This window comes from Curtobacterium sp. MMLR14_010, assembly GCF_001865015.1.
Classification (GTDB): Bacteria; Actinomycetota; Actinomycetes; order Actinomycetales; family Microbacteriaceae; genus Curtobacterium.
Window position 1 is genome coordinate 604790 of sequence record NZ_MJGV01000046.1, and the last position, 20031, is coordinate 624820.

General features: G+C 70.6%; 18 protein-coding genes and 2 tRNA genes. 6 read left to right on the plus strand and 14 right to left on the minus strand.

Annotation, left to right across the window (positions count from 1 at the left end; translation table 11 throughout):
• Positions 1-6 precede the first annotated feature (6 nt).
• From BIU98_RS11445 to BIU98_RS11465, 5 genes are all read left to right on the plus strand, one after another.
• The gene (locus BIU98_RS11445; protein WP_071275963.1) at positions 7-1230 is read left to right on the plus strand and encodes a CdaR family transcriptional regulator; all 1224 of its coding nucleotides are present in this window, start codon (positions 7-9) and stop codon (positions 1228-1230) included.
• A 78-nt stretch (positions 1231-1308) separates the two neighbouring features.
• Positions 1309-2238 (plus strand): ACP S-malonyltransferase, encoded by a 930-nt coding sequence (locus BIU98_RS11450; protein WP_071275965.1) that lies wholly within the window; start codon positions 1309-1311, stop codon positions 2236-2238.
• A gap of 80 nt (positions 2239-2318) precedes the next feature.
• The gene (locus tag BIU98_RS11455; RefSeq protein WP_071276501.1) at positions 2319-3269 is read left to right on the plus strand and encodes a beta-ketoacyl-ACP synthase III; all 951 of its coding nucleotides are present in this window, start codon (positions 2319-2321) and stop codon (positions 3267-3269) included.
• Positions 3270-3372: 103 nt separating this feature from the next.
• Complete coding sequence (locus BIU98_RS11460; RefSeq protein WP_071275967.1) at positions 3373-3621, plus strand: acyl carrier protein; 249 nt, start codon at positions 3373-3375, stop codon at positions 3619-3621.
• 93 nt (positions 3622-3714) lie between these two features.
• Positions 3715-4959 carry a beta-ketoacyl synthase gene (locus BIU98_RS11465; protein WP_071275969.1) on the plus strand — a complete coding sequence of 415 codons (1245 nt, stop codon included), beginning with the start codon at positions 3715-3717 and terminating at the stop codon, positions 4957-4959.
• A gap of 428 nt (positions 4960-5387) precedes the next feature.
• Here the strand turns inward: BIU98_RS11465 and BIU98_RS11470 are convergent, their stop codons facing one another.
• The 6 genes from BIU98_RS11470 to BIU98_RS11495 all read right to left on the minus strand — a co-directional run bounded on the left by BIU98_RS11470 (position 5388) and on the right by BIU98_RS11495 (position 10470).
• On the minus strand, positions 5388-5888 hold the full coding sequence (locus BIU98_RS11470; RefSeq protein WP_083393218.1) for a DUF3145 domain-containing protein: 501 nt from the start codon (positions 5886-5888) through the stop codon (positions 5388-5390).
• Positions 5889-6044: 156 nt separating this feature from the next.
• Positions 6045-6845 (minus strand): DUF1684 domain-containing protein, encoded by an 801-nt coding sequence (locus BIU98_RS11475; protein ID WP_071275971.1) that lies wholly within the window; start codon positions 6843-6845, stop codon positions 6045-6047.
• Positions 6842-7978, minus strand: coding sequence for an AI-2E family transporter (locus tag BIU98_RS11480; RefSeq protein ID WP_083393183.1), 1137 nt, complete (start codon positions 7976-7978; stop codon positions 6842-6844). Before BIU98_RS11480 ends, BIU98_RS11475 begins: the two co-directional genes overlap by 4 nt.
• 117 nt (positions 7979-8095) lie before the next feature.
• Positions 8096-8170, minus strand: a tRNA-Ile gene (locus tag BIU98_RS11485).
• A 12-nt stretch (positions 8171-8182) separates the two neighbouring features.
• Positions 8183-9385, minus strand: coding sequence for a glycosyltransferase (locus tag BIU98_RS11490; protein WP_071275973.1), 1203 nt, complete (start codon positions 9383-9385; stop codon positions 8183-8185).
• A gap of 170 nt (positions 9386-9555) precedes the next feature.
• Complete coding sequence (locus BIU98_RS11495) at positions 9556-10470, minus strand: multidrug DMT transporter permease (RefSeq protein WP_175481341.1); 915 nt, start codon at positions 10468-10470, stop codon at positions 9556-9558.
• 39 nt (positions 10471-10509) lie between these two features.
• Between BIU98_RS11495 and def the strand changes: the two genes are divergently transcribed.
• Entirely contained in the window at positions 10510-11085 is a 576-nt protein-coding gene (gene def, locus BIU98_RS11500) for a peptide deformylase (protein ID WP_071275975.1), read from the plus strand.
• Positions 11086-11154: 69 nt separating this feature from the next.
• On the opposite strand, the gene BIU98_RS11505 is transcribed toward def, so the two are convergent.
• The 8 genes from BIU98_RS11505 to BIU98_RS11540 form a co-directional block, all read right to left on the minus strand.
• Complete coding sequence (locus tag BIU98_RS11505; RefSeq protein ID WP_071275977.1) at positions 11155-11649, minus strand: hypothetical protein; 495 nt, start codon at positions 11647-11649, stop codon at positions 11155-11157.
• 139 nt (positions 11650-11788) lie between these two features.
• Positions 11789-11861: transfer RNA gene (locus tag BIU98_RS11510), tRNA-Asn, on the minus strand.
• A 127-nt stretch (positions 11862-11988) separates the two neighbouring features.
• Positions 11989-12930, minus strand: a complete 942-nt coding sequence (locus BIU98_RS11515) for a D-isomer specific 2-hydroxyacid dehydrogenase family protein (protein WP_254787893.1) — start codon at positions 12928-12930, stop codon at positions 11989-11991.
• Between the two features lie 65 nt (positions 12931-12995).
• The gene (locus BIU98_RS11520; protein WP_071275980.1) at positions 12996-13937 is read right to left on the minus strand and encodes an ATP-binding cassette domain-containing protein; all 942 of its coding nucleotides are present in this window, start codon (positions 13935-13937) and stop codon (positions 12996-12998) included.
• Between the two features lie 146 nt (positions 13938-14083).
• Positions 14084-15817 (minus strand): ABC transporter ATP-binding protein, encoded by a 1734-nt coding sequence (locus BIU98_RS11525; RefSeq protein WP_254787871.1) that lies wholly within the window; start codon positions 15815-15817, stop codon positions 14084-14086.
• The gene (locus BIU98_RS11530) at positions 15814-16812 is read right to left on the minus strand and encodes an ABC transporter permease (RefSeq protein WP_071275982.1); all 999 of its coding nucleotides are present in this window, start codon (positions 16810-16812) and stop codon (positions 15814-15816) included. The genes BIU98_RS11525 and BIU98_RS11530 overlap by 4 nt, the downstream gene beginning before the upstream one ends.
• Before the next feature lie 2 nt (positions 16813-16814).
• A complete protein-coding gene (locus tag BIU98_RS11535; RefSeq protein WP_217635698.1) occupies positions 16815-17882 on the minus strand; it encodes an ABC transporter permease in 1068 nt (355 codons plus the stop codon).
• 96 nt (positions 17883-17978) lie between these two features.
• Positions 17979-19598: an ABC transporter substrate-binding protein gene (locus BIU98_RS11540; RefSeq protein WP_071275985.1), complete on the minus strand. Its 1620-nt coding sequence runs from the start codon at positions 19596-19598 to the stop codon at positions 17979-17981.
• Between the last annotated feature and the right edge of the window lie 433 nt (positions 19599-20031).

Here is a 20031-nt window from a genome sequence, read left to right on the forward strand (position 1 = left end):
CACCCGGTGACGACTGTCCGCACCGACGCCGCGAGCCGGGAGAACGACCGTGAACGGGCGCTCTCCTGGCTCCGGCAGGTGTCGGGCGAGCTCTCCACCGCCACCATCAAGCGGCTCGAGGACACGCTCCCCTGGTACAGCGAGATGCCCCCGGGGCGCCGTTCCGCCGTCGGCATGGTGGCGCAGGCCGGCATCACCTCGTTCATCTCCTGGCTCGAAGGCAGTGCCTCCACGCCGTGGATCGCCGCGGCCGACGTCTTCGGGTCCGCGCCGCGGGAGCTCCTGCGGTCGGTGAGCCTGCAGCAGACCCTGCAGCTCATCCGCGTCGTCGTGACCGTGGTGGAGGAACGCGCCAAGGACGACGAGATGCTGCAAGAGGCCATCTTGAAGTACTCGCGGGACATCGCCTTCGCGGCCGCCGACGTCTACGCCCGGGCGGCCGAGGCCCGCGGGCTGTGGGACGCCCGGCTCGAGGCCCTCGTGGTCGACTCGATCCTCTCCGGCGAGTACGACGACGAACTGCCCTCGCGCATCGCCGCCCTCGGGTGGCACGGCCACGGCGAGGTCGCGGTGCTCGTCGGCACCGCCCCGAAGCAGCTCGAGGTCGACCAGGTCCGCCGGACCGCACGGCACATGGACGCCGACGTGCTCATCGGCGTGCAGGGCTCCCGGCTCGTCGTCGTGATCGGCCGGGCCACGCCGCGGGACGACGTCCCCGAGGGCGAGGAGCCGGTGTCCTTCACGGCCATCGCGCAGTCGCTCGAACCGCTCTTCGGCGAGGGTCACCTGGTGCTCGGCAACGAGGTCACCGGGGTCGTCGACGCCTCGACGTCCGCCAAGGCCGCCCTGGCCGGGTTCGCCGTGGCCCGCGCCTGGCGGGGTGCTCCTCGTCCCGCCCTCGCCGACGACCTGCTCCCCGAACGGGCCCTCGCTGGCGACCCGCTCGCCCGGTCGGCCCTGGTCCAGCGCATCTACGTGCCGCTGAAGGACCAGTCCACCGAACTCCTGCAGACGCTCTGGTGCTACCTCGACACCGGCCGCTCGCTCGAGGCCACCGCGCGGGAGCTCTTCGTCCACCCGAACACCGTGCGCTACCGCCTTCGCCGCGTCGCGGACATCATCGGCTGGGACGCCACCCACGCCCGTGACGCCCTCATCGTGCAGTCGGCGCTCATCCTCGGGGCGATGTCGGAGTCGTCCGCCGGTCGTCGCCGCGTCGGCCGACGGTAGAGGTCCCACAATGTCTCGACCCGTTTCGTGTCGGGAGTCCACACGGGCGCGGCTCTCCCCGAGGGCAAGGATTGTTCGGTGATCGTCGTCGTCGCGCCCGGACAGGGCTCCCAGACCCCCGGATTCCTCGCGCCCTGGCTCGAGGACGCCGCCGTCCGTGACCGTGTCGGAGCGTGGTCCGAGGCCATCGGCGTCGACCTCGCAAAGCACGGCACCGAGTCCGACGCGGAGACCATCAAGGACACCGCGCTCGCGCAGCCGCTCATCGTCGCCGCCGGGCTCATCACGGCCGACGCCCTCCTGGCCGACGGCCGCCGTGCCCACGTCGGCGGTGTGGCCGGCCACTCGGTCGGCGAGTTCACCGCCGCCGCGGTCGCGGGCATCCTGCAGCCCACCGACGCCGTCGCCCTCGTCGCCGAGCGCGGCCGGGCCATGGCGGACGCCGCAGCACTCGAACCCACCTCGATGGCGGCCGTCCTCGGTGGCGACCCCGACGAGGTCGCCCAGGCCCTCGACGCCCACGGCCTCGTGCCGGCGAACCACAACGGCGGCGGCCAGACGGTCGTCGCCGGCAGCGCGGACGCCGTCGCCGCGCTCGTCGCCGCTCCCCCGACGAAGGCCCGGGTGATCCCGCTCGCCGTCGCCGGTGCGTTCCACACCCGGTACATGGCCCCGGCGGTCGAGCGTGTCGCACCCGTCGCCGCCGCCGCTGCCGTCACGGACCCCACCCTGCCGATCTGGACCAACGCCGACGGCTCCCGCGTCGACGACGGCCGTCGGTTCGTCGACCTCATGGTCCAGCAGATCGCCAGCCCCGTGCACTGGGACGCCGTCATGACGTCCTTCCAGCAGGCCGGCGTCACCGGGATCATCGAACTCGCACCCGCCGGTGCCCTCGTGGGGCTCGCCAAGCGCGGCCTCCGCGGCACCCCGACCGTCGCGGTCAAGTCCCCCGAGGACCTGCCTGCCGCGATCGAGCTCCTCACGACCGAAGAGGTACCCGCATGACCCTCACTCCCGACTCCTCCGCCCAGCCCGCCGCGCGCCCCGTGCTCGCGCAGCGCCGCGGTCACGAGTTCAGCCGCATCATGGCGTTCGGCGCCGCCCGCGGCGAGCTCGTCGTGCCGAACGACGACCTCATCGGTCCGATCGACTCGTCCGACGAGTGGATCCGCCAGCGCACCGGCATCGTCACGCGCATGCGCGCCGGCGCCGACGTCGAGGCCGTCGACCTCGCCGAGGCCGCGTCGCTCGAGGCCATCGCCAAGGCCGGTCTCACCCCGGACCAGATCGGCGTCGTGCTCGTCAGCACCGTCACGAACACCGTCGCCACCCCGTCGATGGCCGCGCTGCTCGCCGAGCGCATCGGTGCCACGCCGGCCGCCGCGTACGACATCAGCGCCGCCTGCGCCGGGTACGCCTACGGCATCGCCCAGGCCGACTCGTTCGTGAAGTCCGGCATCGCCGACCACGTGCTGGTCGTCGGCGCCGAGAAGCTCAGCGACATCGTCGACCCCACCGACCGCTCGATCTCGTTCCTGCTCGGTGACGGTGCCGGCGCAGCGGTCGTCGGCCCGAGCGACTTCCCCGGCATCGCCCCCACGATCTGGGGCTCCGACGGCTCCAAGTGGGACGCCATCGGCATGACCGCGACCTTCAACGAGTGGCAGGCGGGTGCAGCGCGGCCGACGATCCGGCAGGCCGGCCAGACCGTGTTCCGCTGGGCCGTCTGGGAGATGGTCAAGGTCGCCCGCGAAGCGCTCGAGACCGCCGGCGTCCGTCCGGACCAGCTCGCCGCCTTCGTCCCGCACCAGGCGAACATCCGCATCATCGACGAGTTCGCGAAGCAGCTCGGCATCCCAGACTCGGTGATGATCGGTCGCGACATCACGACCACCGGCAACACCTCAGCAGCGAGCATCCCGCTCGCCACCCACCGCCTGCTCGAGGAGCACCCGGAGCTGTCGGGCGGCCTCGCCCTGCAGATCGGGTTCGGCGCCGGCCTCGTCTTCGGGGCGCAGGTCGTCGTCCTCCCGTAGGACATCCGCTTTCCCTCAGTCCCGCACGGCTGCGGGCGCGGGACCACCCCGTGCCCTAGGCTGATCAACGGTCAAACGACACCCCCCTCAAGGAGACACCATCATGGCCCTGTCCAACGAAGAAGTCCTCGCCGGCCTGGCCGAGCTGATCAACGACGAGACCGGCATCGCCACCGACACGGTGCAGTCGGACAAGTCCTTCACCGACGACCTCGACATCGACTCCATCTCGATGATGACGATCGTCGTGAACGCCGAAGAGAAGTTCGACGTCAAGATCCCGGACGAAGAGGTCAAGAACCTCAAGACCGTCGGTGACGCCGTCGACTTCATCGTCAAGGCCCAGGCCTGACACGAACTTCCCTGAACGCCGTGGTCCGGCTCGACCTCCCGGTCCCCGGCCACGGCGTTCTCCACGTCCACCACTGAAGAGACAAGTCGTTCCATGACCAACAAGACCGTCGTCGTCACCGGGATCGGTGCGATCACCCCTCTCGCTGCGACTGCCACGGAGACCTGGGACGCCCTGCTCGCGGGCAAGTCCGGCATCACCAGGATCGAAGACCCGCGCTTCGCCGCGCTCGAGCTCCCCGTCGAGTTCGCCGGCCAGGCGCGCCACTGGATCACCGACCAGCTCACGCGCCCCGAGACCAAGCGCTTCGACCCGTCGTCGCAGCTCTCGCTCATCGCCGCACGTGAAGCCTGGGCCGACGCCGGCATCGACGCCGAGTCCGTCGTCCCCGAACGCCTCATCGTCGACTGGGCCACCGGCATCGGCGGCGTCAACACGCTGCTCGACGCCTGGGACACTCTCCGCGAGAAGGGCCCGCGCCGGGTCCTCCCGATGACGGTGCCCATGCTCATGGCCAACGGGCCCGCCGCGGCCATCGAGATGGAGTTCGGCGCCCGCGGTGGCGCTCGCACCTATCTCTCGGCGTGCGCGTCGTCGACCGAGTCCCTCGCCGAGGCCTACCGCCACGTCGCGACCGGTGAGGCCGACATCGTCATCGCCGGTGGCGCCGAGGCTGCGTTGCACCCGATGCCGCTCGCCTCGTTCGCCGCGATGCAGGCGCTGTCCCGGCGCAACGACTCCCCCGAGACCGCGTCGCGTCCGTACGACGTCACGCGCGACGGCTTCGTGCTCGCGGACGGTGCCGCGGCGCTCATCCTCGAGACCAAGGAGCACGCCGAGGCCCGCGGAGCGAGGATCTACGCCGAGGTCGCCGGTGCCGGCATCACCTCCGACGCCTTCCACATCACGGCCCCGGACCCCGAGGGCAGCGCTGCGGCCCGTGCCGTCCTGATGGCGCTCGAGCACGCCGGCGCCTCGCGCGAGGACGTCGTCCACGTCAACGCCCACGCCACGTCGACGCCCGTCGGTGACATCGCCGAGTACCACGCCATGCGCCGGGTCTTCGGTGACCACCTCGACTCGGTCGTCGTCTCGGCGACCAAGGCGTCGACCGGTCACCTCCTCGGTGGTGCCGGTGCGATCGAGGCCGTCTTCACCGCCCTCGCGCTCCACAACCGTGTCGCACCGCCGACGATCAACCTCACCGAGCAGGACCCGGAGATCGTCATGGACGTCGCGACCTCGCCGCGCGAGCTCCCGGCCGGCGACCTGCTCGCGGTGAGCAACTCGTTCGGCTTCGGTGGGCACAACGCGGTCGTCGCGTTCCGCTCCGTCTGACCCACGACACGAACGGCCGCAGCCCACGCGGGTTGCGGCCGTTCTGCTGTCCAGCCGGGAGGCTCACCCCACCCCCGGCACTCACCCCACCTCCCCGAGACGCCCCTGTCTGCGCGGAACACCCCTGTCTCCGCGAAACGGTCCTGTCTCGGCGAGGCTCGGTCGGCTGGAGACGGTCCTGTCTGCGGCGAGACGGTCCTGTCTGCACGAGACGGTCTTGTCTGGGCGAAGCTCGGGCTGCCCGAGACACCCCTGTCTGCGCGGAACACCCCTGTCTCCGTGAAACGCCCCCGGACACACGAGACGCCGCCGTTTTCGGCGGCGTCTCGCGGGATCGGGGGTGTCTCAGACAGACAGGGGCGTCTCAGCGCGGGTCAGGAGGAGGACTCCTTCGCGAGACGGGGGCGTCTCGGCGTGACAGGGGTGTGTCAGCCCACGCGGTGGAGCCAGACGACGGGGTTGCCCTCGGCAGCGTGGCGGAACGGTTCGAGCTCGTCGTCCCAGGCCTGCCCGAGCGCCAGTCGCAGTTCGCGGTGGAGCTCGAGGGCGTTGCTGCCGGCGACCTCCATGGCGTACCGGACGCGGTCCTCGGGGATGACCATGTTGCCGGTGACGTCGGTCTGCGCGTAGAAGACGCCGAGGTCCGGCGTGTGCATCCAGCGGCCGCCGTCAGAGGCGGCGCTGGGCTCCTCGGTGACCTCGTACCGGAGGTGCTCCCACCCGCGCAGGGCCGAGGCGATCGCGGCACCCGTACCAACCGCACCCGTCCAGGTGTACTCAGTGCGGCGTGAGCCGTCCTGCGCCGGCTGGTCCAACCAGGAGAAGTTCACGGCGCGACTCATCGCGCGACCTGCTGCCCATTCGACATGGGGGCAGAGCGCGCGTGGGGAGGAGTGCACGTAGAGCACTCCCGACGCAGTCCCGGTCATGGTTCCTCCGATCATCAGGTGCGACTTCCCCATCGACCTGTGCTGGAGGATCCTGGTGCGAGGCACTGCGGAACCATCGATATGCGATTGTGATGTCCTCGCGGACACGCCCATTATGCAGCCCACCGCCTGGGTACGGCAAGGACACCGGGCGGATCAGTGGAAGACGGCCCCGTCGGTGTCGAGCGGATGCCGTTCCCCGGCCTCGAGCGCGACCGTCAGGCGGTTCTCCGGCGGCGGGATCGGGCAGGCGTACTGGTACGAGAACGCGCACGGCGGCAGGACCAGGTCGTTCCAGTCGAGCTCGACCTCGGCCGGACCGCCCGGGTCGGCGACGAACAGGAACCGCCCCATCGAGTACGAGCTGCCCGGGTCGTCCTCGGGCAGCGCACTGGTGGCGTCCTGGACGATGAGCTGCAGCCGTGCCGACCCGCCGAACGGTGCCGAGCGGACCGCAAGGATCCTGGCGATCTCACCGCGGATTGTGGTGTCGATCGTGCCGGCGACCACGAGCGGTTCGCCGGCGGCGTCGAGGACGCTCCCCCGAGCCTCCTGGCGGTCGACCGGTGTGTACCTGCCGGAGGTGACCAGGTCCGACGGAGGGAACCGGTCGATGCGCGCGAAGCGGGTGATCGCCTCGGCCCCCGGGTCCCAGACCCGGAGGGTGTGGCCAGCACCGGAGGCGGCGACCGTGGCGGCCATGCCGTCGGGGAAGGTGACGGTGGACGCGACGACCGCGTCGTCACCGGCGACCAGGACCGTGCTGTCGACGGGGACGCCGTCGACGACGATGCCGTCCGATGCAGCCGCGGTGACCTGCAGACCGCCGACCGCGGGTGCCCAGGTGCCGGGCACGGGCCAGACCTGCTGCGGCTGGTCGACGTGCTGGCTGTTCACGAGCGCCAGCGGGCCTCGGGCGCTGCGTGCCCAGCGGTCGCGGGCCTCGGCGTCGGTCATGCCTGCTCCTGCCGCGGGTAGATGACCTTCTGCACGATGATGATCACCGACGCGGCGACCGGGACGGCCACGAGGGCGCCGAGCACGCCGCCGATGGTGGCTCCGGCGACGGCGGCGATGACGACGAGCGCACCGGGCACCTGGACCGCGCGCGACATGATGCGCGGGGAGATCACGTACGACTCGACCTGCATGTAGACGAGGTAGTAGATCGCAGCGGCCAGCGCGGTCGCCGGTGAGGCGAAGAAGCAGAGCAGCGAGATGACGATGGCGGCGCTGATCGTGCCGACCAGCGGGATGAGCGATCCGATGAAGGCGAAGGTCGCGAGCAGCACCGGCAGGGGTGCGCCGATGATGATCAGCAGCGCGAGACTCAGCACGCCGTTGATGCCGGCCTGGGTGATCTGTCCGACGACGTAGCGGCCCACGGAGGAGGTGACCTCCTCACTGACGGCGATGTAGTTCTCGCGGCGGGACGCCGGGACGAAGCGGTACATCATCCGCTTCATGCCCCGCATCGACGCGAGGAAGTACAGCATCAGGATGAGCACGATGAGGGCGCCGGTGATGCCCGAGAGGATCCCGCTGCCCACCGCGAGGATGCCGCCGCCGAGGCTCAGGAGGTTGCCCGGGTCCTCCACGAACGACTGCAGCGACTGCAGCGCGTGGTTGACGTCGAACGACCCGTTGAGCTGCTTCGACAGGTCCTGCACCCACTGCTGGCGGGAGAGGTCCTGCACGATCTCCGGGAAGTTCTGCACCAGGTTGGTCGCCTGGTTGATGAGGATCGGCACCACCGCGAAGACCACACCTGCGAAGGCGGCCAGCACGGTGACGACGACTGCGAGGATCGCGAGCCAGCGCGGGACGTAGCGCTCCATGAACGTGACGAGGGGGTCGAGACCGAGCGCGATGAACAGGGCGACGCCGATGTAGACCAGGACCGTCGAGAGCTGGCCGATCAGGGACCCGACCAGGAGCGCCACGAGGACGCCGATGCCGCCCATGAAGCCGATGCGGAAGGCGTTGACACGGACACCGGTGCCGGCGCGGGAGGCCTCGAACACGACGTTGGGGGTGGGGCCGGGGCTGTCGACGCCGTGGGGCGCGTTCCGTCGGCTTCGCAGGTGCATGGTGGGCGGGCGGCCTTTCGGATCCTCGCGCACCCGGCCCGTGCCAGGTTGCGATTCGACTACGTGGGGCGGGCCAGCGTCGGCACGGCTCGAACCCGCGCTGGTGGTGCGACTACGTGGGGCGGGCGGGACTCGAACCCGCGAATCGTTCCGTTATGAGCAGACTGCCTTGACCAGCTTGGCTACCGCCCCTCGTCGGCAGGCCTAGGCCACCGGCTCCCCACGATACAGCGCCTCGAATGTAGCGAGCGTGCGGTTGATGTCGTGCGCCTCGATCATGGCCAGGCTGCGCTGGCGCAGGGCCACGTAGTCCTCGTCCGACGCGGTGAGGACGAGCGCGAGCTTGGCGGCGAGGTCCTGCTCGTCGCCCGGTGCGAACAGGTACCCGTTGCCGTCGATGAGGTGCGGCAGCGCCATCGAGTCCGCCGCGACGACGGGGAGTCCCGACGCCATGCCCTCGAGCGAGGCGATGCTCTGCAGCTCGGCGGTCGAGGGCATCGCGAACACGGTGGCGTTCGTCAACGCACGGTACTTGACCTCGTCGGAGACGAACCCGAGGAACGTGACGCGGTCCTCGATGCCGAGCTCCTTCGCCTGGGCGGTGAGCTTCGGGATCATCTCGCCGTCGCCGACGATCGTGATCGTGGCGTGCAGTTCCGCCGGCAGCAGCGGCAGCGCCCGGAGGAGGACGTCGAGGTTCTTCTCCGGGGCGACGCGTCCGACGAACACGATGTCGTTGCCGACGGGGCGGCCCTCACGCGCCACGTACCGGGAGGCGTCGATGCCGCAGGAGATCGCGAGGACACGCTGCCCGGCGATCGCCTTGCGGAGGTAGTCCGCAGCGAGGTTCGTCGGCGTCGAGATCACGTCGGCGAGGCGGTAGGTCTTCGCGGCGTCGTTCCAGGCGATCTTCAGCGCGATCGGCAGCGTGAAGCGACCGAACGGCGTGTACTCGAGCAGGTTCTCCGGCATGAAGTGGTTCGTCGCGATGATGCGGACGCCGCGGTCGTGGGCCTCACGGGCGACACCGCGGCCGATGATGATGTGCGACTGGATGTGGACGACGTCGGGCCTGATCGCGTCGATCAGCGGTGCGACGTGCCGGCGGACGGTCCAGGGCCAGGCGAAGCGCAGCCAGGCGTGGAGCGGCCACTTGTAGGACGGCAGCCGGTGCACGGTGAGGGTGACCCCGTGGTGCTCTTCCTCGTACGTGCCGTGGTGGCGGTTCGCGGCCGGGGCGATGATGTGGACCTCGTGGCCGCGTTCGGCCAGGCCGACGGCGAGCTGCTCGGTGAAGGTCGCGGCACCGTTCACGTCCGGTGCGAACGTGTCGGCGGCCATGAGGACCCGCAGCGGGTGGTGCGCTGCCGGGTGTTCCTGCGGTACGGGGGTGGCGTCTGCTGACACGGCGGGCGTCGTCCTCTCCTGGGCGTTCGTCCGGCACCGGTGGTGGTCGGGTACCGGGCTGCTCTGGATTCGGAACGCTACCGTACCCCTCTGTCCGGGCACGTCAGCCGCGCGGCTGACGAGCGCCCCCACCGGGATGACGACAAGGCCACCGGAGGACCAGGACGCTGCTACCGCCGCGCCTCCGGGTGGTGCTTCGCGAGCAGGAACACCCCGGTGACGGCGATGGCGGCGGCCACCACGAACCCGAGCACGGCGACGAGCGGTGCCCCGTCGGCCTCGTCGAGCACGATGACCCCGATGCCGACCGCCACGATCGGGTCGACGACGGTGAGCCCTGCGATGACCAGGTCGGCCGAACCCGCCGAGTAGGCGTTCTGCACGAAGTACCCGCCGAGCGAGGCCGCGACGACCACCCCGACGATCGCCAGCACCGTGACCCAGTCGAACGTGTGGTTGAGGATCCGGTTCAGGGTGACCTTGGCGAGTGTCGCGACGAAGCCGTAGAGCACCCCGGCACCGATGATGTAGTACAGCGCGCTCTTGTGCTTCGCGACGACACGGAACGAGACAAGGACCAGCACCAGCACGACGGCCAGGATCACCAGCACGGTGATGAGCTGGCCGCGAGTGATCGCGCTCTCGTGGCCGACGAACGCCGCGATCCCGACGAAGATCCCGACGCCGACGATGCAGGTCCAGACGGCCCGTCGAGCAGCCTGACCAAGCGGGACACCGGACGACCGCGATGAGAACCACGTGGTGATGACGAGCGCCACCGCGCCGAGCGGCTGCACGACGATGAGCGGCGCGAAGGCGATGCTCGTGAGCTGGAGCACGACGGCGATGCCGAGCATGAGCGTGCCGAGGACCCAGTACCCGCTCGAGACCAGCGCCATGACGTGCCGGATGCTCAGCCCCTGCGGCTGCTTGCCGAGCCGGGCTTCGACCCGCTTGACGCCGCGGCTCTGGAACTGCGCGCCGAGCGACAGGAACACGGCGCCGACGAGTGCGACGGGGATCATCAGCGCGGCGAAGGGCGTCAGGTTGCTCACGGCGTCCGGGAGCTGCAGGTCCGTCGTCACGGGTCGAGGGTACCGTCCTGCTCCCGATAACCTGGGTGAATGGCCGTTCTCCCGATCCGCATCACCGGTGAACCCGTCCTGCACGACCGCGCCGAGGAGGTCACCGTCTTCGACGACGACCTGCGCGCACTGGTGGCGGACATGTTCGAGACCATGGACCTGGCACCGGGCGTCGGACTGGCCGGACCCCAGGTCGGGGTGGACAAGCGGCTGTTCGTGTACTCATACGTCGATGATGACGGCGTGCACTGGCGCGGTGCCGCGGTGAACCCGGTCCTGTGGATCACTCCCCCGGAACCGGAGTCCGTGGAGGAACTGGACGAGGACGAGGAGTCCGAGGGCTGCCTCTCCGTCCCCGGCCTCCGCTTCCCGCTCCGCCGCTCCGAGGGCGCCCTGCTCCGCGCGGTCGACGAGCACGGGGAACCGTTCGAGATCGAGGCCCACGGCTGGCTCGCGCGCGTCTTCCAGCACGAGTACGACCACCTCGACGGGCTGCTCTACACGGACCGCCTGGTCCACCCGCACGCCAAGCAGCTGCAGAAGGCGGTCAAGAAGCACAGCTGGGGCGTCCCCGGACAGTCCTGGCTGCCCGGTCGCGACCACCCGGAGGGCTGACCCCGCCAACTCGCGGAGGGCTGACCCCGCCAACTCCCGGAGGGCTGCCACCCGGCCAGGAGGCTCGGCTCAGCCCCGGTACGCCGCGATCGCGTCGTGCAGGTGGTCCATCTCCGGGTGCCCAGGGCAGTACTCCGCCAGGCCGGCGGCGACGCGGGCGTCCCGCGCGGAGGTGACGGACGACGTCCACGGGCCACGGCCGGTCACCGCACAGGTCGTCGCGAGGTCCTCGAGCGATGCCGCCCCGTCCGTCGCGCGGACCGCTGCCCGCTGCTGCGCCGACGCCTCGGTCCCCGTGATGCGCTCGGCACGGCACCGGGAGCGGGCGTCCTTCCACACGGCGGAGTACGTCGTGTAGGTCTCCGTCCGGTCCGAGTCGTCGACACGGCAGACGAACGCGAAGACGATCGGCGAGGTGCCGGAGGCCTCGACCTGCGACGAGGGCGTGCTGTCGACCGCGTCGTCCGGCTCGGACTCCGCCTGCACCGTGCACCCGGCGAGGCCGCACACCACGAGCACCGCGGCGGAGAGCGCGGCGACGGTGGAACGACGGACAGCAGGCACCTGTGAACGCTAACAGGTAGGAGCGTCCGCCACATGAGCGACTGCTCCGAACAAACAGCACGACCACCGGGCGAACGAGCACCGGCAGCACGAGCACCGGGAAACGAAAAGGCCCCCACCTGACGGTGAGGGCCTGACGCTCCCCGAGTTGGACTCGAACCAACAACCTGCCGGTTAACAGCCGGCTGCTCTGCCAATTGAGCTATCGAGGATCAGCTGCCCTGCCGGAACCGGCCCGGACAACGGGTACCAGCATAGCAGGACATCGAACGGGTCCCGCGCATCCGACACACACCCCGGGCGTGCCGCGCGGACGACCCCGGGCAGCGCGGTCCGTGATCAGTACCCGGCGGCCGGGTCCACGACGCCGACGAAGCCCTCGCCGGACTCCGTCAGGAACGCCGTCACGTTGTGCCGCACCCGCTCGGCGAGCAGCGGCTCCACCATCTCCGGGGTGTCCGCCTGGTGCGGGGTGATGACGACACCGGGGGCGTCCCACAGCGGGTGACCGTCGGGCAGGGGCTCCGGGTCGGTCACGTCGAGACCGGCACCGGCGATCTCCCCGGCGTGCAGGGCCTCCACCAGGGCGTCGGTGTCGACGAGGCCACCGCGGGCGATGTTCACGAGCCGTGCCGAGGGCTTCATGAGCGAGAACTGCGACGCGCCGAACAGCTTGGACGTGTCGTCGGTCATCGCGGCGGCGATCATCACGACGTCGGCGTGCGGCAACACGGCGTCGAGCTCGTCCGTCGTCACGGTACGGGCAGCCCCCGGCACCGGCGCGGAGGAGCGACGGACCACGGTGACGTCGACCTCGAACGGCGCGAGCAGCCGGAGGTACTCCAGCGCGATGCCCCCGGCACCGATGACCACCACGGAACGGCCGTAGAGCGAGACGCCCTCGGGCTCGGTCCCCCACGACCGCACCCGGGCACGCTTGGGCAGCACCCGCAGCGTGGCGAGGGTCAGCGCGAGCGCGTGCTCGGCGACGGGCTCCGCGTACGCGCCCTTGGCCGAGGTGAACAGGACCCGGTCGCCGTGCTCGCGGATCAGGTGCGCGAAGGCGTCGACCCCGGCGAAGGGCAGCTGCACCCAGGACACCGACGGCGCGGACTCCAGCGCCTGCGCGAGGCCGGACGGGTCCCGGGCGTCGAGCCAGACGATCCCGCGGGTGTCCTCGCCGAGGTCGGCGACCGTCCCGCCGGCGTCGGTCACCGCCGAGACGTGCAGGTCGGTCGGCGCCGGCAGGATCGCCACGGGGCCGGCTGCGGGCGGGCCCACGGGGAGGGGCGCTCCGGCGTCGGTGACGACGGCTCGGTGACCGCGGGGCTGGACGTCGGTGTCGCTCACTGCTGCTCCTGTCGGGGGGTGCTGGTGCCGGCACCGGCGGTCGCCGGGCGGCGGGGTGCGGCGGAACGACGGGGAGCGGCACCGGTCGCGGCACCAGCGGTCGTCGCGCGCTTCACCGGGCGTGCCGCGGTGGCGGCGAGCGTCCGGACGTACGGGTCGACCGGGCTGTCGAGGACCTCGTCGAAGGTGCCGAGGCCGACGAGTCGCCCCTCGGCCATGACCGCGACCCGGTCGGCGAGGGCACGGGCTTCACGGAGGTCGCTCGACACGACGACCGCCGAGAACTGCCGGTTGCGCTGGAGGCTCGCGAGGGCCTCGAGCACGGACTGCCGCACGAGCACGTCCACACCACGGGCTGGTTCGTCGGCGACGAGCAGCTGGGGTTCGAGGACGAGCGCCTGCGCCAACGCCACGCGCTGCCGCTGCCCGCTCGAGAGCTCCCACGTGTTGAGCCGCATGACGCCGAGCGGCAGGTGCACGGCGTCGACGAGCCGCGCCACGATGAGCCCGGCCTCCTTGCGGTCGAAGCGACGGTCACGGGCGTAGATCGGCTCCGCGATGGCCTCGCCGACGGTCAGGTCGGGGGTCAGCCGGTCGGCGGCGTCCTGCGGGAGGTACCCGATCCGGCCGGTCAGGCGACCGAGGCGACGGGACGACGGCCGCAGCCCGCGGATCCGCTGCCCGAGCACGGTCAGCTCGCCGCCGACGATGTGCCGTCGGTGCGCCCCCTCGCCCTCGCCGCGGGCGCCGAGCTGGCCGGCCACCGCCGCGGCGAAGCTCGACTTGCCGGAGCCGGACTCGCCGAGGACCGCGAGGATCTCGCCGGTCCCGACGGTTAGCGTCACCCCGTCGACCGCCCGGATGGGGCGTCCGCCGGGGACCCGGTACTCGATGGAGACGTCGTCGGCGACGACCGCCGGGCCGTTGACCCCGCTCATGGAACCCTCTCCGCGCCGCCCCCTGGCGACGCAGCGCGGACAGCGGGTGTCCGCGCGACGTACGTGGTGCTCTGGACGGGACCACCCTGGAGGCTCGACCTGCGTCATCGACGCGAGTGGGGCCTCCAGGGCGGGTGGGCCGGGTGTCAGGACCCGGCGCGGTCCAGTCGTTCCAGCGTACGCCGTCGCTCCGCCTGCTCTGCCGGGTCGGGCACCGGCAGCGACGCCAGGAGCCGCTGCGTGTACGGGTGCTGCGGCGAGCCGAGGACCTCAGCCGTCGTGCCCGTCTCGACCAGGTCACCGCGGTAGAGCACGGCGATGCGGTCGGAGAGCGCGCCCACGACCGCCAGGTCGTGGCTGATGAACAGCGACGCGAAGCCGAAGTCCTGCTGCAGCTCGAGGAAGAGCTCCAGCACGCGGGCCTGCACCGACACGTCGAGCGCGCTCGTCGGCTCGTCGGCGATGAGCAGCTTCGGCCGGAGCGCGAGCGACCGGGCGAGCGAGGCGCGCTGGCGCTGCCCACCGGAGAGCTCGTGCGGGTACCGGTCGCCGTAGGCGGCGGGCAGCTGCACGGCCTCCATCAGCTCGTCGACCTGCTTGCGCGCGGACCGGGGCGAGGACGCCACGCCGTGCACGACGAGCGGCTCGGCGACGCACTCGGCGATCGTCAGCAGCGGGTTGAAGGACGTCGCCGGGTCCTGGAAGACGAACCCGATGTCCTTCCGCAGCCGCTTGAAGTCCCGCTCCTTGTACCCGAGCATCTCGGTGCCGAGGACGTTGAGCGAGCCACCGGTGATCTTCGTCAGGCCGGCGATGGCCCGGCCGATGGTGGTCTTGCCGGAGCCGGACTCCCCCACCAGGCCGAGGACCTCGCCGGGCCGGATCGCCAGGTCGACGCCCTTGACCGCGCGGAACGCCGGCGCGCCGAAGCGGCCGGGGTACTCGATCTCCAGGCCCCTGGCGGAGACGACGGGTTCGACGTCCTCGGTGATGAGGGCACGCCGGGCGACCCCGGTGCTCGCCTCGAGCCGGGGCACGGCCGCCAGCAGGCGCTTCGTGTAGTCGGCCTGCGGGTCGCCGAAGAGCTGGGCGACCGGGGCCTCCTCGACGATCTCGCCCTGGTACATCACGGCGACGCGGTCGGCCAGGTCGGCGACGACGCCCATGTTGTGCGTGATGATGACGATCGCCGCACCGAACTCGTCACGGCAGCGACGCAGCAGGTCGAGGATCTCGGCCTGCACCGTCACGTCGAGGGCGGTGGTCGGCTCGTCGGCGATGATGACGCTCGGCTCGAGGGCCAGGGCGCTCGCGATCACGACGCGCTGCTTCTGCCCGCCGGAGAACTGGTGCGGGTAGTGGTCGACGCGCTGCTCGGGGTCGGGGATGCCGACGCGGCGCAGGTAGTCGATCGCCTTCGCGCGCGCCTCTTTCTTCGAGACGCCGCCGTGCGCCCGGAGGCCCTCGGCGATCTGCCACCCGACGGTGAAGACCGGGTTCAGTGCCGTCGACGGCTCCTGGAACACCATCGCGCCGGCGGTGCCGCGGAGTTCCCGCAGCTTCTGCGACCCGACGGACACGACGTCGGTGCCGTCGAGGAACACGGCGCCGCCGAGCGTCGCCGTCTCGGGCATCAGCCGGAGCATGCTCCGCGCCGTCACGGACTTGCCGGAGCCGGACTCGCCGACCAGGGCGAGGACCTCGCCGGGGCGGACGTCGATGGTGACGCCCTTGACCGCGTCGACGGCGCCGCCGTCGGTCGCGAAGGTGACGGTGAGGTCGTCGACGACGACCACCGGCTCGTTCCGGTCGGTGCCGGCCTGGAGGCTCGTGGCCCGGTCGGTCCTGCCGTGCTGTGCAGGGATGGCTGCGTCGGTCATGCTGCTGCCCCTTCCGCGCTGGTCGCCTTGTCGCGCGTGGAGACCAGCTGCTTCAGCCGTCGGCGCGCACGCAGACGGGGATCGGAGATGTCGTTGAGGCTCTCGCCGATGAACGTGACCCCGAGGACGAGCAGCACGATCGCGATGCCCGGGTAGACGCCGGTCCACCAGACGCCGCTTGCGACGTCGGACAGCGCGCGGCTGAGGTCGTAGCCCCACTCGGCGCCCTGGGTCGGGCCGATGCCGAACCCGAGGAAGCCGAGGCCGGCCAGGGTCAGCACCGCGTCGCTGGCGTTCAGGGTGAGGATGAGCGGCAGGGACCTGGTCGAGTTCCGGAGCACGTGGCGGGTCATGATGCGCCACGGGTTCGTGCCGATCACGCGGGCCGACTCCACGAAGGCGTCGTTCTTCAGGCGCACGGCCTCGGCGCGGACCACGCGGAAGTACTGCGGGATGTAGACCACGGTGATCGAGATCGCCGCGGCCGTGATGCCGCCCCAGTAGTCCGAGTTGCCCCCGGAGACCACGATCGAGACGACGATCGCGAGCAGGAGGGACGGGAAGGCGTAGATGGCGTCGGCGACGACCACGAGGACGCGGTCGAGCCAGCCACCGATGTACCCGGAGATCATGCCGAGGACGACACCGATCGCGATCGAGACGACGACGGCGACGATGACGACGAGCACCGCGGTCCTGGCGCCGTAGACGACCCGGCTGAAGACGTCGAGGCCGCCGACGGTCGTGCCCCAGATGTGCTCGGCGCTCGGGGCACCGGTACGCGGGAAGTTCGTGCCGTCCGCGCCCTGCTGGTCACCGAAGCCGTACGGCGCGATGAGCGGGGCGAAGACCGCGACGAGCAGGTAGAGGGCGCAGATGACCACGCCGACGATGAGCATGGCGCGCTGCCATCCGGTGCTCCGACGGAGCTGGACGACGACGGGGAGCCGCTTCCACAGCGGCTCGTGGCGGTCGACGAGGGTGATGTCGGACATCGTCAGAACCTCACTCTCGGGTCGATGAGCGCCGCGACGACGTCGACGACGAAGTTCGTGACGGCGACGATCACCGCCAGCATCGCGACGATGCCCTGCACGGCGACGAAGTCACGGGCGGACAGGTACTGGTTGAGCTCGAAGCCGAGCCCGCGCCAGCCGAAGGTCGTCTCGGTGAGCACCGAGCCGCCGAGCAGCATGGCGATCTGCAGGCCCATCACGGTGATGATCGGCACGAGGGCCGGGCGGAACGCGTGCGTCCGGACGAGCCGCGACTCGCGCACACCGCGCGACCGTGCGGCGTCGACGTACTCGGAGCCGAGCGAGCCGATCATGTTCGCGCGCACCAGGCGCAGGAAGATGCCCGCCGTCAGCAGGCCCAGCGTCAGCGCCGGCAGGACCGCGTGCTGGAGCACGTCGCTGATGATCTGGCCGTTGCCGGTGCGGATCGCGTCGATGAGGAACACGCCGGTGGGGTTCTCGATCCGGTCGAGGATGAGCTGCGCGCGGGTCGACGCCCGGTCGCCGAGCGGCAGCCACCCGAGCCAGACCGAGAACACGAGCTTGAGCAGCAGGCCGCCGAAGAACACCGGCGTCGCGTACGTCAGGATCGCGAGCGCGCGGAGCAGCACGTCCGGCCACTTGTCGCGCAGGTACGCGGCGAGCATGCCGAGCGGGATGCCGAGCACGAGGGCGACGATGAGCGCGTAGAACACGAGCTCCGCGGTCGCGCCGCCGTACTGCAGGATGATCTCGGTGACCGGGCGGTTGTCGGTGACCGACGAGCCGAAGTCACCGCGGACGATCTGCCCGAGGTACTCGAGGTACTGGACGATCACCGGGCGGTCGTACCCGGCGGCGTGCAGGCGTTCCTGCAGCTGCGTCGGCGTGAGACGCCCGCCGACGGACGCGGTGATCGGGTTCCCGACGACGCGCATCAGGAAGAAGACCAGTGTCACCAGGATGAACACGGTCGGGAAGATGAGGAGGAAGCGGACGAAGACGTACCGACCGAGACCACCGCCGCTGGCACGTCGCTGTGCCTGCGGCTTCGTGGGCTCTGTGTCGATCGCCTCGGAGTTCGTGAGGGTCACGGGGGTGGGTGCCTTTCGCAGGACGCGGACAAGGGGCGCTCCTCGTGGGAGCGCCCCTTGCCGTGCGTCGGGTTACTTGCTGATCGTCGCGTAGCGGAACTTGAAGGACGCGTCGAGCGTGACGCCCTTGACGTCCTTGCCCGCGACCGCCACCGACTTGCCCTGCAGGAGCGGCAGGGTCGAGATCTGCTCGGCCTCGCGCTGCTGGGCCTGCTCGATGATGTCGGCGCGCTTGTCGGCGTCGGACTCTTCCTGCTCGTCGGCGATCAGACCCTGGATGGTCGGGTCGTCGTAGTGGTTCTGCACGAAGTTGTCCTTCGTGAAGAACGGCGAGAGGTAGTTGTCCGCGTCCGAGAAGTCCGGGAACCAGCCGAGCTGGTACAGCGGGTAGGCGTCCTTCGTGCGCTCGACGGCGTAGGTCGTGTAGACCGTCGACTGGATGTTGACGGTGAACAGGCCGGAGTCCTCGAGCTGGGTCTTCAGCGTCGCGTACTCGTCGTCCGAGGCCGAACCGTAGTGGTCCGGCGAGTACTGGATGTCGAGCTCGATCTTGCCGTTGACACCGGCGTCGGAGAGCGTCTTCTTCGCCTTGTCGACGTCCGGGGCACCGTCGCCGTCACCGTAGAGCGACTTGAACGGCGTCGACGCACCGGTGAGGCCGTCCGGCACCATCGAGTACACGGGCGTGTAGGTGTCGTTGTAGACCTCCTTGGCGAGCTCGTCGCGGTCGACGACGTCGGCGACGGCCTGGCGCACGGCCAGGGCCTTCGTCGCGTCGGCGTCGGACTGGCCGGTGCCGAAGGGCTGCGTCTTGAAGTTGAAGACCACGTAGCGGATCTCGCCGCCGGGGCCGTCGATGACCTGCAGCTTGTCGTCCTTGCGGAGCGACGAGATGTCGGTCGGGGTCAGGGAGCGGTACGCCACGTCGACGTCGCCCTTCTGGACCGCGAGCTTGAGGTCGGTCTCCTTGGTGAAGTACTGGGCGGTGACGTCCTCGGTCTTCGCCTTGTCGAGGACCCCGTCGTACTTGGGGTTGGCCTCGTAGGAGATGAGGTCGTTCTCCTTGTAGGACTTGATGACGTACTGCCCCGCGAAGGCGTTGCCCTTGACGATGTCCGCCGAGCTCGTGAGCTTGGTCGCCGAGAAGACGTCCTCGTCCACGATCGGACCGGCGGGGCTCGAGAGCACCTGCGGCCAGGTCTGGTCGGCGTGGTCGAGGTGGAACACGACCGTGGTGGCGTCCGGGGTCTCGATGCTCTTGAGGTTCGCGAGCAGCGACCACGGGCCGTTGTCGTTCTTGATCTTCAGGTCGCGGTCGAACGAGAACTTGACGTCGCTCGAGGTGAGCTTGTTGCCGTTCGCGAACTCGAGGCCCTTCTTCAGGGTGACCTCGTACGTCGTCGGGTCGGTGAACTCGCCCTTCGTGGCGATGTCCGGCTTGACGTCCGGGCTGCCCGTCGGGGTGTTCATCAGGAACGGGAAGACCTGGTTCTGGACGGCGAAGGAGCCGTTGTCGTAGGAGCCCGCCGGGTCGAGCGACGTGATCTTGTCGGTCGTGCCGATGATCAGGCCGTTCAGGTCGTCGGAGCTGCCGCTGCCGCCGCCCGCGCAGCCGGTCAGCACCAGCGCTGTCGCTGCTGCTCCGGCGCCGAGCGCGAGGGTGCGCTTGCCCCACTTGGTCACGGATGCCATGTCCGATGCCTCTCTGGTGTTGGTTGCAAGGGGTCCTGGACGGGAGGTGGAACGACTGTGTGCCCGACCAGGAACACTCATTGGGAGACACCCTGCCACGGAACTCCGTCCGGTGGGGGCCGTTTGTTTACACCGCTGTAACGCAGGACACTGCCGCGCGGCGCACGATTCCGCTAGTCGAGCGCGGCGCGGCGCGCACGTTCGTTGCGTACTGCAACCAAGTCCTGCGAGCGGTCGCGGCCCCGTGTGCGCGCCCGGCCTGCGCGCCCCGTGTGCGCTGAGGTCGCACTCCGTGTCGCCTCCGCCGCCCGCGTCGCGACACGAAGTGCGACCTCAGCGGACGGGGTGCCCCGTCCCCGGGCGCCAGCGGTCACGACACCCCGCTCAGCTCCGCCGAGCGGCCACGTCCCGTCGGCCGCGCACGCCCCGACCG

What these genes read in the sequence shown, in the direction of transcription:
- BIU98_RS11455 (WP_071276501.1), top strand. Translation starts at nt 2,319, where the DNA reads ATGGCGTTCGGCGCCGCCCGCGGCGAGCTCGTCGTGCCGAACGACGAC.
- BIU98_RS11460 (WP_071275967.1), top strand. Translation starts at nt 3,373, where the DNA reads ATGGCCCTGTCCAACGAAGAAGTCCTCGCCGGCCTGGCCGAGCTGATC.
- BIU98_RS11465 (WP_071275969.1), top strand. Translation starts at nt 3,715, where the DNA reads ATGACCAACAAGACCGTCGTCGTCACCGGGATCGGTGCGATCACCCCT.
- BIU98_RS11470 (WP_083393218.1), bottom strand. Translation starts at nt 5,888, where the DNA reads ATGACCGGGACTGCGTCGGGAGTGCTCTACGTGCACTCCTCCCCACGC.
- BIU98_RS11475 (WP_071275971.1), bottom strand. Translation starts at nt 6,845, where the DNA reads ATGACCGACGCCGAGGCCCGCGACCGCTGGGCACGCAGCGCCCGAGGC.
- BIU98_RS11480 (WP_083393183.1), bottom strand. Translation starts at nt 7,978, where the DNA reads ATGCACCTGCGAAGCCGACGGAACGCGCCCCACGGCGTCGACAGCCCC.
- def (WP_071275975.1), top strand. Translation starts at nt 10,510, where the DNA reads ATGGCCGTTCTCCCGATCCGCATCACCGGTGAACCCGTCCTGCACGAC.
- BIU98_RS11520 (WP_071275980.1), bottom strand. Translation starts at nt 13,937, where the DNA reads ATGAGCGGGGTCAACGGCCCGGCGGTCGTCGCCGACGACGTCTCCATC.
- BIU98_RS11525 (WP_254787871.1), bottom strand. Translation starts at nt 15,817, where the DNA reads ATGACCGACGCAGCCATCCCTGCACAGCACGGCAGGACCGACCGGGCC.
- BIU98_RS11530 (WP_071275982.1), bottom strand. Translation starts at nt 16,812, where the DNA reads ATGTCCGACATCACCCTCGTCGACCGCCACGAGCCGCTGTGGAAGCGG.
- BIU98_RS11540 (WP_071275985.1), bottom strand. Translation starts at nt 19,598, where the DNA reads ATGGCATCCGTGACCAAGTGGGGCAAGCGCACCCTCGCGCTCGGCGCC.